Below are 15,103 nucleotides of genomic sequence, written 5' to 3'. Positions count from 1 at the left end.
TGAATGAGGCTGGTCGCGATTTTGCTTACAGTTCTGTATATTTACTGTTGTTGTCACGGCTTTTTTCAACCGGGTATTTCTCATTGTTTTTAATCAGCTTGCGTTCAATAATGTCATCTATATCCAAATTTAAATTATCGGCCAACATATAAGCATAAATCAGCACATCCGCTAACTCGTCTTTAATAGCGTCCAAATCCTCAACACCCTCGGCTGCCGTTTTCCACTGGAAGATTTCCAGTAATTCCGACGCTTCCAAGGTGATTGAAAGGGCTAAATCCTTCTCATTGTGAAATTGTCGCCAATTTCGCTCATCCCGGAACTGATTGACCTTGTCCATACTAGATGCCATTCTTCATTGCCTCCACTCTCATGTCCTGTAATTTCCGCTTCAAATTGTCATTAACCGCATAAATGGCTAAGCCGTATATCCCCCGCTTCATCAAGACGTTGATTGAATTCAATATGATCTGCTCTTTAGCAGCCATTGCCTCCTTATGACTGGCAAAACGATTCGCACCGCTGTAACCACCCGTATCTTGATATTTGCTTGGATCGACTGTTAATCTTTCAGTCTCAAAATCGTAATCAATCGACGGTCCAAGTACAATCCCCACATAGTTTAAATCAAATCCCTGGACAGTGTAAATGGACCCGACTTCATTGATTGTTTCTGGCCGCTCTGACCAGGTCACCTTACTATCGGTAGTATTCCAAGGTAGGTTGATGCCAGCTTCATCCACTAGATAGACGTCGCCATTCTTCTTATGGGCGAAATCAAAGGTGGACACAATTCGTGACAATCCCTTATCCGCATTCTTTTGATAGATATAATCTTTAAAGGCAGTTGGATCGTCGAAGACCTTGAATTCAAAGTGGTCGTCAGAAGGCGGAAGTGGCGTCACTTTTTGCCCAACAAAATCATTCACCCAATTCATGATTGCTGGTGAGGCGTTCATACGGAATTGGTCGGTCAGATGGAATTCGTCGGCGTCGTATTTCTTCAAAATCGTCTTTAAATCTTCCGATTGCCACTTACTCTTGACCTTCAAATATTGCTTTTCATCAAAAATTAGCACTGCAACCTTGGCCTTGTCCATGATGGCATCTAATTGGTTTTCCCCGCGAAAATTGTTATAGGGATCCGGCTGGCTCAACAACAAATGGCCTTCATCAATCAAGACAATATCTGCTTCCTCAATTTTTTGATTATTGATAAAGGTCGTCGGTTTAGCGAAATCCTTCTTCTTTAGATAAGGCAGTGATTCTGAGATTTGTTGGTAAGTTTTCAACATTTCCGAATGGTTGACTACTAAGACGTTTTTAGTCCCAGCCAATACTGAATGACTTTGCCGGGCCTCTTCTTGCAAGGTATTGAATAGGGATGACAAAATGACACTCTTACCCGTTCCAGCTTCACCGTGAATGACATAGACCTTCTTTTTGACGTTTTTTTCTTGGTGAATAGCTTGCATCACCCGCTTGCAATAATCGAGGATATTCTCTTTTAAAGCACGCTGTGGTTCAGACAAGGTTTTAAAGGGTGATAATTTATAGATATCTCGATTTTTAAGGTTATCAGTTGTCTCCTTAGCCAAACCCTCACGTCGTAAAGATTCCCAGATATCTTCAAATAGGTCATCGTCATATAAGGACTTTTGAAAATAGTTATGCATAGACAGGTTGGCTGTCTGACTCACATTTTGCAAGGAAAATTGGTTGTCCGCAATAAAATAGTTAATTAAATTAGTTTCAATATTAAAGGTCGCCGACTGGTTAAAGGCCTGGTGGCCAATAAACAGAGCGTCTGTTAAGTCTTTTCGTGCTTTATTTTTTAAATGGTCCCGCATCCGGTTGTGGACATGAACTGTTTGGCCGATATAGGCTTTAGGCCGAGAATTCGTCTCTTTATTTTGATGCAGGATATAGACAATTGGGTAATCTTCAATATATAAAGTATGCATCTCCCGGATGTCATCGAGATCAAACTTTTGACGCTCGAAAACAATCGGTTTTAAGCTGTCTTGCTTCTCCATCTGCTTCCCCTCACTCATCATATTCTTACCTCCATAATGCGCCAAGGAAAATTGAAATGCAACCCAAAATAATAGACAGAAAAGCTGACAAAGTGCACATCCAATTTGACATGACTTAGTCAGCTTCTATCTTCGTTAGCATTTTTTAAACGAGTATTCATGCAAATTCCGCTAATAATGCTTCTTGCTGATTTTTTAATTCCGGTATATCTTGCCCGATTAATTTGTCCCACATGGACACTTGGCTACCTGTTCGGCTGATCATGGATTCTTTAGTTGTATTGGCTAAGTCAGCCCGTTTGATAGTTTCGTATTTTGCCCATGCATTGGCTAGAAATTGCTTGTCCTTGTCACTTGAAATGCCTGTTTCCATTCTAAAATGGTTGCCCTTTTGCAAGAGATTTAACTGGTTCATCTGACTTGGAAACATGTCTAAATAGCCATTGGCCACAATATAAGCTGCGATTTCTTCGTCAATTTGTTTGAAATTAAATTGAAAGGGAATATTCAGTTGTTTAAAGGTGGCATAGGGAATATCTTTTACCATTGGGGCGTAGTCACCCATTTGCGCCTTTACCAAGGCTTTCTTGATTTTGATGGTATCCATTTGAACCTCCTAGATATGGTCATTGTCTTGGTGACTGTTTGGGGCGTTATTATGGTAATGCAAGACATGTCGGTTATACCGCTCGTCCGCTTTCAGATATAAAACTTTTCCGCCACCATCAGTAGATAGAGGCGAGGGATCGCCCACTTCTGTTTCAGTCAGTACCCAATACATATTGGTAAAACCGTAACGTTCAAAGTCGTCGTCTCCATAGCCGTCTGTGAAATAAACGGCTACTGTATCTTCATTGGTGAAGCCTTTTTCATGTAGCCACTGGTAGGCCGGTGCGAAAGATGTCCCCCCGCGACCCGCAAATGCCATATCTTCCAAAGACTGACAGGTTAAAGGTTTGGCGTATTGGACTGTCATATCCACATGAACAACCCATACTTCTGCATGCAAGGTCTTTTGAATATTGGCCAATTCACCTAGGGAATAAGCTAAAGCCTCTTCATTTTGTGAGGCTGAGGTATCAAAGAAGGCAACCAAGCGACTGGCTGTATCTAAAATCCGGCCCGGTAAATCTAACCGGTGCGGTTGCCGACGATTCATCCGGTTTTTAGACATTTTATAAGGCACTAATGACGTCCCCATGCCTCGTTTAATTACATCCCGCCAGTTTAATGCCCGCTGTTTGGTGATTTGGTCGATGTTGACCTTGACTTCACTGGATAATTTTAACCTTAATTCTTCAGTCATCTGACTATAAGAATCTTTGATCAGCCCATTCATCAATTTCCGGTATAGGTCCGCGTGCTGGCTGTTTGGGGTTATCGGTTGCATGGTCCGGTTGTTTTTCATTTCCTCTTTCAATTGTTTGGCCGAGTCAATCCGCAATTCTTCCGCCTTATTAGGATCGAAATTGCCGGTTAATTGGCTGTATAATTCGTCCATTTGCCCAGACCCAAGCATCTTATTGAAGGTCGATTCTGTCTGGTTGTGCCCCTGTTTTTTCGGGTCGTTTTTGACCGCTTTTAACTCATTATAATAATACAAGGTCCCTGCTTTAGGCAAAATGTGTCTATTTTCTGTGATATGCTTGACCCATTTCAAGGTTACTACCGTATCAGGTAGGTCATCCACATATTGGTTCACCTCAGCTTCCATAGCCACAGTCATGACTTTAGCTGATTCCTCATCTTTAAAAGCCCAATCATACTCAACGATATGGCCAAATAAAACGTGGTAACACATCTGTCTAATGGCCGCTAGCATCCCCTCGGGTGTTTCATAATAAAGATAGAATAGGATTGGATTAATGGTCATAACCAGGTCTAAACCACGGAAACCAACGGTAATCGGTTTTGCTAGTGATCCATTCATCTCCCGGTCGGTATGGAAGAGAATCCCCGCAAAAAGTACATCTCTTGCCCCCTTTTGAGAGTCTTGATTGTTCATAAGGGTGGCCGTCAAAATCCCCAACAGTTGATTTTGGGCGTCAGCAAATTTCTCATAGTCCTCGTATTGACCATGGTTTAGAAAGGTTATATAAGCGATGCTCATTTTCCGATAGGTCGACTCGATATTTTCAAATTCAAAGTTGGAAAATAATACCTGCTCACTCACTTAGGCACCCCCTTTCTTCCTGATTATTGCCTATTGGTTAGCGTTCACAGCCATAGTGATGTCAAACGTTTTCTCCACAAAGTCAGGATTTTGGTTCAAGGCTTGGTAGAAGTTCGCAATAGCCGAATCATCCGGCCCGTCATGCATTCGTTTGATTAAAATATAAATTTCATCCGGTTCAGAAGCGACGAAAATATCTGTATAACGGCTGATCAGATGCTTGTCTTCAATTAAATTCGGTTGGTTAATGATATAATCCGTTAAATCTTCAATTACACGTTTACGACGCACGATTGGCATCGCTTGGTAGCGGCCAAGGATGGCTTGGTCTAAGTCCGGGCCCTGCGTTTGGATAATCTCTGTTGGTTTAATAAAATCTGTTTGTTGCTGTCTCAAGAAAGTCACAAAAACTTGACCCGCTTCGTCCCCAATATTCCCCTCGATTCCTTCAACCAAGAATTCAAGGTAGTCATCCGTTGGGTGATAAATATCATGACCCGCATCTTCAAAAGCGTACAGGAGGTTAGATAATCGTTCATAGGCACGTGGCGTTGGGTTTTTATCCCTTGTTTCATCAATGACAATGAAATATTGACGGCCATCAGCCTGCAAGAATTCAGTGATCAAGGGATGAATCATGGTCCGACTTGGATTACTTGTGCGTGTCTTTTGGGCAAAAGAGGTAAGCCAATCTTCTAAGTTGGCACCCATTCGAATCCGCATGGTCCGGTCGTTAATGGCCATGTCACGGGCATTTGTAGCATATGAAGTGTTCTCAAAACCTTCCACATCACTAGACGGGTTTTCTGCGGTAATAATCACCACATTGTCCGGTAAGGGGGTGGCCCATCAAGTTACGTTGTAAGACCAGGTTCATCAATTCCCCTTGCACCATGGCGATTGGCCGGTTAAATTCATCCAAAAAAAGAATGACTTTGCGGTCTGGATTAGCTTCTGCTTCTGTAATGGCCCCTTGAATTTGAGGGTTTAAATAGTACTGGATATGGTCTTCTTTAGGAACTGGCATGGTCAAATCCCCTGGTTGCAGTAATGAACAGGTAATTTCAAAGTAACCAAAACCGTTATGTTTGGCTAAGTCACGCACCATTTGGGACTTTCCAATTCCACCGTGGCCGACAATATTTGGCACAATATCCGTATCTTGCTGCAGGATTAAATTTAGCCCCTTATATACAGCTGTATAAGGTAAACCAGCAACTCTATCTGTCATAATCTGTTCACACCTTCTGTATTCATCGTTTCTTTTTTATTATACGAGATTACGCTCGTAAATCTACCTATTTCCAAATATTTTTATCTATTGTAATCTTTATAAATACATGATTGTATTCAAAAAAACTGTATTATAGTCCTTTTCAAAGAATCTTATTTTATTGTCAGACACTGTTAAAAGATGGTTTTTCTGGTAGATTTATCCTTAACATAATAAGTTTTAATGGCCATTACCAACTAAAATTGACCAACTAAAAAGGAGCATTTGCATGCTCCTTTGGTAAACTATTTTGCGTAATCAACCGCTCGTTTTTCGCGTATCACGATTACTTTAATTTGTCCTGGGTAATCCAGTTCATTTTCAATGCGTTTTGAAATGTCATGTGCTAATTCAATTGCTTTTAAATCATCTACTTCATCTGGTTTAACCATTACACGAATTTCTCGTCCAGCTTGAATTGCGTAAGCATTATGAACGCCGTCATAATCTTTGGCAATAGCTTCAAGGCTACGTAATCGTTGGATGTAGTTTTCTAATGATTCACTGCGTGCACCTGGTCGTGCTGACGAAAGTGCATCAGCAATGGCAACTAAGCTAGCGATGACACTTGTTGCTTCAACATCACCATGATGGCTAGCAATGGCATTAATAACAGTTTCAGGTTCTTGGTATTTGATAGCAAATTCCGTACCTATTTGTACGTGAGACCCTTCTACTTCATGATCAACGGCTTTACCGATATCATGCATTAGACCAGCGCGTTTAGCTAACTGTACGTCTTCACCAAGTTCTGCTGCCATCACCCCTGCTAATTTAGCAACTTCTATACTGTGATTCAAAACATTTTGGCCGTAACTTGTTCGGTAGTATAAGCGACCTAATGTTTTCACTAAGTCAGGGTGAAGAGAATGAATACCTAAATCAAAAACAGTTTCTTCACCGATTTCTCTAACTTTACTATCCATTTGTTTACGAGCTTTTTCAACTGCCTCTTCAATTTTGGCTGGATGGATTCTTCCATCTCCAATCAATTTATCTAAAGCGATTTTTGCAATTTCACGACGAATTGGATCAAATCCACTTAATACAACAGCTTCAGGTGTATCATCCACAATCAAGTCAATTCCGGTTAAGGATTCTAATGTCTTAATGTTTCGCCCTTCCTTACCAATGATACGACCTTTCATATCATCATTTGGTAAGTGGACAACTGTAACTGTAGATTCTGTAACTGTATCCGCTCCAGAACGTTCAATAGCTTGAAGTACAATTTGTTTTGCAACTCGATCTGCCGTGTCATTAGCTTCTTGCTCTGCCTTCTTGATTAATAAGGCTTTTTCATGCGCTAATGTTTCTTCCATCTCTTTTAGTAATAAGTTTTTGGCATCTTCACGAGACATAGCTGCTACACTAACTAAAACTTCATTTCGTTTTTCAATTAATGCGTCTGCTGCTTTTTCAGTCTCAGCAACCTTTTTCTTACGATCACGTAAAGACTGTTCTTCATTACTTAATTTATTTTCTTTGTCAGAAATAGATGCATCTCGTCTATCCAATTTTTCTTCTTTTTGGTTTAAACGGTCTTCTTGTTTCTTAACTTCACTACGGCGATCTCTAACTTCACTATCTACTTCATTTCTATATCGTTGCAATTCTTCTTTTGCGTTTAAGATAATTTCTTTCCGCTCAGATTCTGCGCTACGTTTAGCATTTTCAATGATTCCTTGTGCGGTTATGTGTGCTTCGTCTTTTTCACGTTCTTGTTCTTGTAATAAAGACTTCTTCCCTACATAAACGCCACCCAATAGACCAACAATTAAAGCAATGATAGCGAAGGCAATTTCAGTAAATCCCATAGTTTCACCTCCGTATCTATTTAATTGTGTTCTTTTTTTTCGTAAATATTAAAATATTATAAAACATGCATTACATGCACATAAGTTCATTTTATATTTAAGTGGAATGAATGTCAATCAAGTCGGCAATCAAAAGCATGTTAGCCTTTTCAAAAAAGATGGCAAAAAATGCCTTTCCAATAGTGATTCAGTGGGAAAGGCATGGTCGTTATCTATTTAAAAATAATTTTTATTCTGTTGCTTCTTCCAACAATTCCACTTGCCCTTCATCATTTGCTTCTAAGGCCGCTAGTTCTTCTTCGCTTAATTTACCATTTTGGCCAAAACCAAAGTGTTGACGAACCTGTCCATCAATCGTTTCACGAATTTCTGGGTTTTCGCGTAAGAATTGTTTTGCATTCTCACGACCTTGACCGATACGATCTTCACCATATGAATACCAAGAACCGGACTTGTTAATGATGTCTAATTCAGCTGCCAAGTCAACTAATTCACCCTCTTGAGAAATCCCTTCCCCATACATGATGTCAACTTCTGCCACTTTGAATGGTGGTGCTACCTTATTTTTAACAATCTTAATTTTAGTACGGTTACCGATTGCGCTACCGCTCTCTTTAATTTGTTCACCACGACGCACTTCTAAACGTACTGTAGAGTAGAATTTCAAGGCTCTACCACCTGGTGTTGTTTCAGGACTACCAAACATTACCCCAACTTTTTCACGAATTTGGTTGATAAAGATGGCGATTGTTTTCGTTTTGTTGATGGTACCTGATAATTTACGTAATGCTTGAGACATTAAACGGGCTTGAAGACCGATATGAGAGTCACCCATTTCACCTTCAATTTCGGCACGTGGTACTAAGGCTGCAACTGAATCGACAACGATGATATCAATGGCACCTGAAGATACTAAAGCGTCAGCGATCTCCAAACCTTGTTCCCCAGTGTCTGGTTGAGAAAGGAGTAACTCATCAACGTTTACACCTAATTTAGCTGCATATTCAGGATCTAGCGCATTCTCAGCATCGATAAAGGCTGCAATACCACCGCGTTTTTGTACTTCTGCAATTGCATGTAATGAAACAGTCGTTTTACCAGATGATTCTGGTCCGTAGACTTCAATAATACGACCGCGTGGGTAGCCCCCAACTCCTAAAGAAATATCCAATGTTAATGAACCTGTTGGAACAGTAGAGACTCTAGCGTCTCCGCGTTCACCCATTTTCATGATTGAGCCTTTACCAAAGTTACGCTCAATTTTTTTCATTGCATCGTCTAGTGCTTTTTGACGGTTGCTATCGTTTTTATCCATAGTCATGCGTAAATCCTCCTAAATGTTCTCTTGCGTTTCTTTTATTTTATAATTCTTTTGCTGAATAAGCAAGAGAAAAGCGAACGAATGTTCTGTTAATTTTTAATGATATCAAAGTAAGCTGAATAGACTGAACGATATTGAATATTTTGACGGCTGCCCCTTAATGCCGGTGTTAAAACCTTAGTTTCTTGGCCAGCTTGGGCGATACCAATATAGACAGTCCCCACCACTTTCCCTTCCATTGCGTCTGGTCCAGCGACGCCTGTAAAGGATATCCCAAAGTCAGATTGATATAGATCTCGGATATTTTCTGCCATTTCAGTGGCTGTTTCTGCACTCACCATACCGTAAGTTTGCAGTGTGTCCTCTTTCACATTCAAGACATTGGCTTTGGCTGTTTCTGTATAAGTGACGGCTGACCCTTGTAAGACTTTTGAAGCGCCTGGAACATCGACAACTTTCTTAGCTGCTAGTCCCCCAGTGAAGCTTTCAGCAAAGGCAATCGTTTGGTCGCGCTCAGTCAATTTCTCTACCAATACTTCATTGATGCCTAAGTTTTCTCCTTCACCTACATAATAGTCGGCTAACCGGTCATTGATGTCTGTAGCCATATTTTCTAATAAAGGCTTGGTTTCTGCTTCATTTTTGCCCGCTGCAGTTAGTCTAACTGTTACCATGAAATTTCCGAAGTAAATGGCAACAGTTGGATTTTCTTGACTTATAATTAAGTCATCAATAGTATCAGCTAATTGCGATTCACCAATCCCAAAATAGTGCAGGTATTTAGACGTTAGTACGATATCATTTTGATATTGGTCTAGTAAATAATCAACTACATAATGGTTGAACATGTGCTTCATTTCAGATGGTGGTCCTGGCAGTAGAATATAGGTATGGTTATCATGTTCAATCGCTGTACCAAGCGCTTGCCCTACATCATTGGGGAAAGTATGTCCTGCTTCAAAAGTCAGTCCCATAGCCAGATTGTTTTCAGTCATAACTCTGCCTTTAAAGGCTGCTTTGATGGTTTTCATCCCCTCTTCATCGTGAATGAGTGGTTGATTTAAGTATGCTGAAATAGTTTGTTTAGTTAAATCATCCCGGGTAGGGCCTAAACCACCTGTATAAATGATGATATCCGACCTTTGTTCAGCCTGAGCAGTCACTTTCTTTAACCGTTCAGGGTTATCGCCAATGACCGTTTGTATGTAATGGTCAAAGCCTAATTCATTCAATTTTCGTGCAATAAATTGTGCATTTGTATTCGCGATTTGTCCCATTAACAATTCAGTTCCAACAGCTATAATTTCTACTTTCATTCTTTTCCCACCTATTAGTATATACGTTTTATTTATGCGTTTGCGCATAGTGATACCTGTATATTATAGAACAAAAAAGAGCCCGGTAAAAACCGAAGCCCTTAAAAATTGTGCTTATAATCCATCTGAAAATACGGAAATATTTTTAACGAAGTAGTCTACACCTGAATAGATGGTGAAGATTAATGCTAGATATAGTAGGATTTGTCCGATTGAAAACGGCAAGAACCCTAAAGGGAAATCCCCGATTAACAGGAAGATAATGGAAAGCATCTGGGTGAATGTTTTCAATTTCCCAGCACTCCCAGCTGCCATGACTGTCCCTTTTTCCACTAGTAATAGACGGAGTCCGGTGACAGCTAATTCGCGCATGATAATGATTGAGACTAACCATGCTGGGGCTAAATCGATACCAACTAAGGCGATAAAGGCTGTTGCAACGAGCATCTTGTCGGCTAACGGGTCGGCAAATTTACCGAAATTAGTGACAAGATTGTCGCGACGTGCGATGTAACCGTCTAGCCAGTCGGTGAATGATGCGACTGCGAAAATGATAGCTGCCACCACGTATTGCCAGTACCACTGACTGCCGAGTACTTGTGTCCCATCTCCACTCGCTGGAATAGATACGAAAATCATGAAGATTGGAATCATGATAATCCGAATGATGGTTAATTTATTTGGTAAATTCAAATAATCCCTCCTAGTTGACTGTCTACCATGTTAAATATAGTATAACATTTTTTTACTTGGCAAATGTATGTATCGGTCTATTACATAACCTATTCGGTTGGTTCGTCGCCATTTTCTTGGAAGATGTTAACCGTACGTGGTTTAGACCCTTCTTGTGGGCCGACAATTCCGCGTTGTTCCATATCATCTACTAGACGGGCGGCCCGGTTGTAACCGACCCTAAATTGACGTTGTAACATAGAAATTGAGACGGTTTCACGGGTTTTAACAAATTCTAGGACAGTATCCCACATTTCATCTAAATCTTCACCTGGCGCTGATTCTTTGGTCTCAGTTGGCATCATAGATTCAACATAATTTGGTTCTTGTTGGTCTTTTACAAAAGAAACCACTTGTTCCACTTCGTCATCTGTGATAAAGGCCCCTTGAACACGAATTGGTTTCGACTCACCCATAGGTAGGTAGAGCATATCTCCTCGACCCAATAATTTCTCAGCCCCATTTTGGTCGATGATGGTTCTTGAGTCAGTTCCTGAGGATACCGCAAAGGCAATTCTTGATGGTACGTTGGCCTTGATGATCCCTGTAATAACGTCAACAGATGGTCTTTGTGTCGCTAGGATCATATGTATACCAGCTGCACGTGCCATTTGCGCTAGACGGGTAATTGCGGCCTCTACTTCTTTAGAAGCGACCATCATCAAGTCGGCTAACTCATCTACAATCACAACGATATAAGGTAGGGTCGGATGTGCGGTACCTTCATTAAGGTTTTCTTCATGAACGAAGTCATTGTAACCGTCAATATTCCGTTGGCCCGAAGCAGCAAACAATTCATAACGACGTTCCATCTCCTGAACGACTTTTTGTAAGGCTTGAGCTGCTTTTCTTGGATTGGTTACAACTGGTGTTAACAAGTGTGGAATACCGTTATAAATCGATAGTTCCACTTTTTTAGGGTCGATCATCATCAATTTGACTTCATTAGGCTTGGCCTTCATCAAAATGGATACAATAATCCCGTTGATAGCGACTGATTTACCAGATCCGGTAGACCCAGCAACCAGTAAATGGGGCATCTTGGTCAAGTCTGCTGAACGAATATTGCCTGAAATATCTTTTCCTAATGGGACTTCCAAGACTTTACCCGATTGCAGTTGATGCTCGAAAGAATCACGGAAGGAAACCAAGGATACATCTTGATTGGGCACTTCAATCCCGATAAATGATTTACCTGGTATTGGCGCCTCAATCCGGATATCTTTAGCAGCTAGTGATAAGGCGATATCGTCGGCTAATCCAACAATCTTACTTACTTTTACCCCAATCGCTGGCTGAATTTCATATTTTGTTACAGCTGGTCCCAAGTTAGCCTTAGTGACTTTAGCATCCACATTAAAGCTCTTAAAAGTCGCTTCGAGTTTACGGACATTTTCTTTAATAACAGCATATTCGCCACTTTGGTCTGTCGCTTTAATTGGCGTCAACAAGTGGGCTGGTGGTAATTTGTACTCTGGATTATCTGGCTCTGCAGCCATATCCATGACAATGTCTTTACCGTCATCTGGTTCAGTATCAACATCTTGGTCGTCAGTATCTGGACTAGCTTGCGCATTTGCTTGTTCAGCCTTGCGGAATTCATCAGCCTGCGTGCCAATTTCAAGAGAAGTTTGTTCTATTTCGACTGGTTGGTTGCCATTACTTGCACTAGCGCTTGGCCCGACAATGACTAAATCTTCGTCGTCTATATCCTCTTGTTTTGGTTTAATGCGGTTGTTGTTTTCCGAACTCTCTTGGTCTTCATTAGACAGCTTGCTTTTTTTAACAGCTTTACTTCGGCTAGCTTTTTGTTTAGATTGATCTGCCTTATATTTTTCCCGGTCCTCACGGTAACTTGAAAATTGTTGTATCGTTGTGTCCCAGAATTCACCTAACCAATTAAAGACCACACTGGTAATGGACTGAATCCCTTCGACTAGATCTAACCAGGTAATACTGAACAAGTAGCACAATAGGATCATTAAAGCGATGCCCACGAAAATATAGGTCCCCAATTGACTTACTGTGTAGAAGGTGAAGGTGTATAATAAACCACCTAAAAGCCCACCACCCAAGGGTTGACCGGCACCTTCAGCGGTAAAATTGGCGATAGCCCGTTGCCATGTCACCTCTAATACAGATGTATCACTGGATAAGGCAATGGCTAAATAATCCCAAGCATGCATTAATATAGCTAGGATAGGTACTGCCCAAATCACCGTGTTCATGATTTTACCTAAAACTAATGGGCCATGCCCCGTCACAAGAACCCAGCCTGTGAAGATAATTTCAATAATGAATACAGGAATGGCTAGTCCCCCAACAAAAAATTCCATCAGATGCATGAATAATCGACCCAGTGCACCAAGCTCTAATACACCAATAATGGCGAAAAATAATGAGATCCCAGAAAATAATTGCATGCGGAATAGTTCTTGTTGTTTTTTAGTTCGTCTTTTCTTTTTTCTTGCCACGCTAACCCTCCTCTTTTAAATGATTTTTACCGCTCGAACGGTGATTGATATTGTCTAAAATACTGGTTAATTCTTTTACGCGTGCTTCACTTAAAGCTTGTTGGTTCTCATAAAGGACTAGGCTATGGTAGACTTGTTCATCATTTGCACAGGGTTCACACCAATCCGTTTCACCCGGTTGCCAGAAAGCGCGCATGCCTTCTACTCGACTACGCGTCTTCGGAAACAAGCTCTGCAACTTTAATGATTCACCTTGAAAAATACGTGCTGCTTCTTCTAAACTGTCAGCCGTTTGAACAGCGACAACATGCTCATGCCAGTCATCTTTAAACCACCATGGCTCGTCGAATCCATCTATTTGATATACTTGGAAACTCATCTGCTTCACTCTCCAATCAGCATCCTATTATACCAAACTTATGGTCGATTTTCATCTTGGTGATGTTTTGACCTAACGTAAAGAGAGGACTTCATTTTAATAAAAAATCTATTTAAAAATCAGTACTTAGGCTGATGTTAATCAGCTTCATATCTAGTATAATTAAATAATCATAATGAAAGAAGGGATATTCATGAAAACAAGTCGAATTGTTGTTACCGGACGTGTGCAAGGTGTAGGTTTTCGTTATTTTACCGAAAGAATCGCCAAAAGAATGAAAGTAGCGGGTACTGTTGAGAATAAGAATGATGGATCAGTAGAAATTCTTGTTCAAGCAGATGATGACACCTTGCGTGCTTTTGTTGAAGAAGTCAAAGAAATGCCGGAAAATCCATCCGCCTATGTCGATAATATCCAAGTCGTTGAAACCTTCAATAGTGAGGAAATGGTAAATTTTCGCACCGTTTATTGAAATAACCCCCTAAATTAGCTACAATAGTAACGTTAGTCAAGATACTTAAACAAAAATCAAATAACTATGTAAATTAAAGGACGTGAAGTATTGTCAAGCCGTTTAATAAATAAACGCCTATCGCTAATGGTGTTAGTGATGTCACTCGTGGTATTTTTGGGTGGATGTGCCAACCCAAATAATCCAGATGGTATTATGTACCGCCTAACAGTAGAACCGATTGGTCAACTTATCGTATGGATTGCTGATCAGTTTGCTGGTAATTACGGAATTGCCATTATCATTATTACTATTGCCATTCGTATTATTCTATTGCCACTTACCCTGAACCAGCTGAAAAGTTCAACGCGTCAACAAATTAAGATGGCTGCTTTCCAACCATACTTAAAAGAAATTCAAGAGCGTCAGAAAAATGCCACAACGCAAGAAGAGAAAATGGCATTAGCGACTGAACAACAAGAATTTATGCGCGAAAATAACGTTTCTATGTTTGGTGGTATGGGTTGTTTACCATTATTATTACAATTACCAATCATCTCTGGTTTATACACCGCTATCCGCGTCAGTGAACAAATTGCCAACTCTGAATTCTTCGGTATCTCACTTGGAGAATCTCATATGGTATTAGCCATTATCACCATTGTAATGTACGTGATTCAATCATTCATTGCCTTGCAAGGTGTGCCAGAAGAACAAAAAGCACAAATGCGTTCTACCCTATTCATGACACCAGTTATGATGGGATTCATCGTATTTACAACACCAGCCGGGTTAACACTTTACTTCTTAGCAGGTGCCATTTGGTCAATTCTTCAATCATTATTTACCACTTTCTACTTCAAGCCAAGAATTCAGGCAGAAGTAGATAAAGAAATGGCTGAGAATCCAATCAAGGTGAAGAAACCTTCTAGCGGCCGTAAAGATGTGACTGATTCTGTTAAGAAAGAATCTACAAACAAACGCTTAACAAATAGTGACAGCAAAACAAACCGTAATGCTGGCAAACAACGTAAATAACAACTGACTGCACAATAAAAGCCCTCTGACTTGTCGTTCAATACGCTAGCCAGAGGGCTTTTCTTACGCTATTAAAAAGGCTCTTCGTCAAAT

At 40.5% G+C, this 15,103-nt stretch carries 14 protein-coding genes; 2 read left to right on the top strand and 12 right to left on the bottom strand.

Translation table 11 applies throughout. The features are described 5' to 3' along the window. Positions 1-25 precede the first annotated feature (25 nt). From B2V22_RS02660 to B2V22_RS02605, 12 genes are all read right to left on the bottom strand, one after another. Positions 26-352 (bottom strand): nucleotide pyrophosphohydrolase, encoded by a 327-nt coding sequence (locus B2V22_RS02660; protein ID WP_290490352.1) that lies wholly within the window; start codon positions 350-352, stop codon positions 26-28. Beyond that, positions 342-2,057, bottom strand: a complete 1,716-nt coding sequence (locus B2V22_RS02655; RefSeq protein ID WP_290490351.1) for a DUF2075 domain-containing protein — start codon at positions 2,055-2,057, stop codon at positions 342-344. Before B2V22_RS02655 ends, B2V22_RS02660 begins: the two co-directional genes overlap by 11 nt. 136 nt (positions 2,058-2,193) lie before the next feature. Continuing rightward, complete coding sequence (locus tag B2V22_RS02650; protein ID WP_290490349.1) at positions 2,194-2,643, bottom strand: hypothetical protein; 450 nt, start codon at positions 2,641-2,643, stop codon at positions 2,194-2,196. Positions 2,644-2,652: 9 nt separating this feature from the next. Further along, the gene (locus tag B2V22_RS02645; RefSeq protein ID WP_290490347.1) at positions 2,653-4,209 is read right to left on the bottom strand and encodes a VWA-like domain-containing protein; all 1,557 of its coding nucleotides are present in this window, start codon (positions 4,207-4,209) and stop codon (positions 2,653-2,655) included. A 30-nt stretch (positions 4,210-4,239) separates the two neighbouring features. Continuing rightward, the gene (locus B2V22_RS02640; RefSeq protein WP_290490346.1) at positions 4,240-5,031 is read right to left on the bottom strand and encodes a hypothetical protein; all 792 of its coding nucleotides are present in this window, start codon (positions 5,029-5,031) and stop codon (positions 4,240-4,242) included. Next, positions 5,003-5,440, bottom strand: coding sequence for an AAA family ATPase (locus B2V22_RS02635; RefSeq protein WP_290490344.1), 438 nt, complete (start codon positions 5,438-5,440; stop codon positions 5,003-5,005). Before B2V22_RS02635 ends, B2V22_RS02640 begins: the two co-directional genes overlap by 29 nt. 287 nt (positions 5,441-5,727) lie before the next feature. Further along, complete coding sequence (rny, locus tag B2V22_RS02630) at positions 5,728-7,299, bottom strand: ribonuclease Y (RefSeq protein WP_290490342.1); 1,572 nt, start codon at positions 7,297-7,299, stop codon at positions 5,728-5,730. Positions 7,300-7,528: 229 nt separating this feature from the next. Then, positions 7,529-8,620 carry a recombinase RecA gene (recA, locus tag B2V22_RS02625; RefSeq protein ID WP_396159498.1) on the bottom strand — a complete coding sequence of 364 codons (1,092 nt, stop codon included), beginning with the start codon at positions 8,618-8,620 and terminating at the stop codon, positions 7,529-7,531. Between the two features lie 89 nt (positions 8,621-8,709). Continuing rightward, the gene (locus B2V22_RS02620) at positions 8,710-9,936 is read right to left on the bottom strand and encodes a competence/damage-inducible protein A (RefSeq protein WP_290490341.1); all 1,227 of its coding nucleotides are present in this window, start codon (positions 9,934-9,936) and stop codon (positions 8,710-8,712) included. A gap of 114 nt (positions 9,937-10,050) precedes the next feature. Next, entirely contained in the window at positions 10,051-10,629 is a 579-nt protein-coding gene (gene pgsA / locus B2V22_RS02615; protein WP_290490339.1) for a CDP-diacylglycerol--glycerol-3-phosphate 3-phosphatidyltransferase, read from the bottom strand. Positions 10,630-10,718: 89 nt separating this feature from the next. Beyond that, positions 10,719-13,142, bottom strand: a complete 2,424-nt coding sequence (locus tag B2V22_RS02610; RefSeq protein WP_290490337.1) for a DNA translocase FtsK — start codon at positions 13,140-13,142, stop codon at positions 10,719-10,721. A 1-nt stretch (position 13,143) separates the two neighbouring features. Then, the gene (locus B2V22_RS02605; protein ID WP_290490335.1) at positions 13,144-13,521 is read right to left on the bottom strand and encodes a DUF1033 family protein; all 378 of its coding nucleotides are present in this window, start codon (positions 13,519-13,521) and stop codon (positions 13,144-13,146) included. Positions 13,522-13,714: 193 nt separating this feature from the next. Here B2V22_RS02605 and B2V22_RS02600 point away from each other — a divergent pair, with 193 nt between their 5' ends. Beyond that, positions 13,715-13,993, top strand: a complete 279-nt coding sequence (locus B2V22_RS02600) for an acylphosphatase (RefSeq protein ID WP_290490333.1) — start codon at positions 13,715-13,717, stop codon at positions 13,991-13,993. Between the two features lie 90 nt (positions 13,994-14,083). Continuing rightward, positions 14,084-15,010: a membrane protein insertase YidC gene (gene yidC, locus B2V22_RS02595; RefSeq protein ID WP_290490332.1), complete on the top strand. Its 927-nt coding sequence runs from the start codon at positions 14,084-14,086 to the stop codon at positions 15,008-15,010. Positions 15,011-15,103 lie beyond the last annotated feature (93 nt).

Origin of the sequence: Aerococcus sp. UBA6277 (assembly GCF_002440555.1) — a bacterium.
Classification (GTDB): domain Bacteria; phylum Bacillota; class Bacilli; order Lactobacillales; family Aerococcaceae; genus Aerococcus.
Note: the sequence above shows the minus strand (reverse complement) of the source record. Positions and strands in the feature narration are given on the sequence as shown.

Bases quoted from the DNA above. Each gene is read 5' to 3' on its own strand.
- B2V22_RS02605 (WP_290490335.1), bottom strand. From the start codon at position 13,521: ATGAGTTTCCAAGTATATCAAATAGATGGATTCGACGAGCCATGGTGG.
- B2V22_RS02635 (WP_290490344.1), bottom strand. From the start codon at position 5,440: ATGACAGATAGAGTTGCTGGTTTACCTTATACAGCTGTATATAAGGGG.
- B2V22_RS02600 (WP_290490333.1), top strand. From the start codon at position 13,715: ATGAAAACAAGTCGAATTGTTGTTACCGGACGTGTGCAAGGTGTAGGT.
- B2V22_RS02660 (WP_290490352.1), bottom strand. From the start codon at position 352: ATGGCATCTAGTATGGACAAGGTCAATCAGTTCCGGGATGAGCGAAAT.
- B2V22_RS02650 (WP_290490349.1), bottom strand. From the start codon at position 2,643: ATGGATACCATCAAAATCAAGAAAGCCTTGGTAAAGGCGCAAATGGGT.
- rny (WP_290490342.1), bottom strand. From the start codon at position 7,299: ATGGGATTTACTGAAATTGCCTTCGCTATCATTGCTTTAATTGTTGGT.
- B2V22_RS02620 (WP_290490341.1), bottom strand. From the start codon at position 9,936: ATGAAAGTAGAAATTATAGCTGTTGGAACTGAATTGTTAATGGGACAA.
- B2V22_RS02655 (WP_290490351.1), bottom strand. From the start codon at position 2,057: ATGATGAGTGAGGGGAAGCAGATGGAGAAGCAAGACAGCTTAAAACCG.
- recA (WP_396159498.1), bottom strand. From the start codon at position 8,620: ATGACTATGGATAAAAACGATAGCAACCGTCAAAAAGCACTAGACGAT.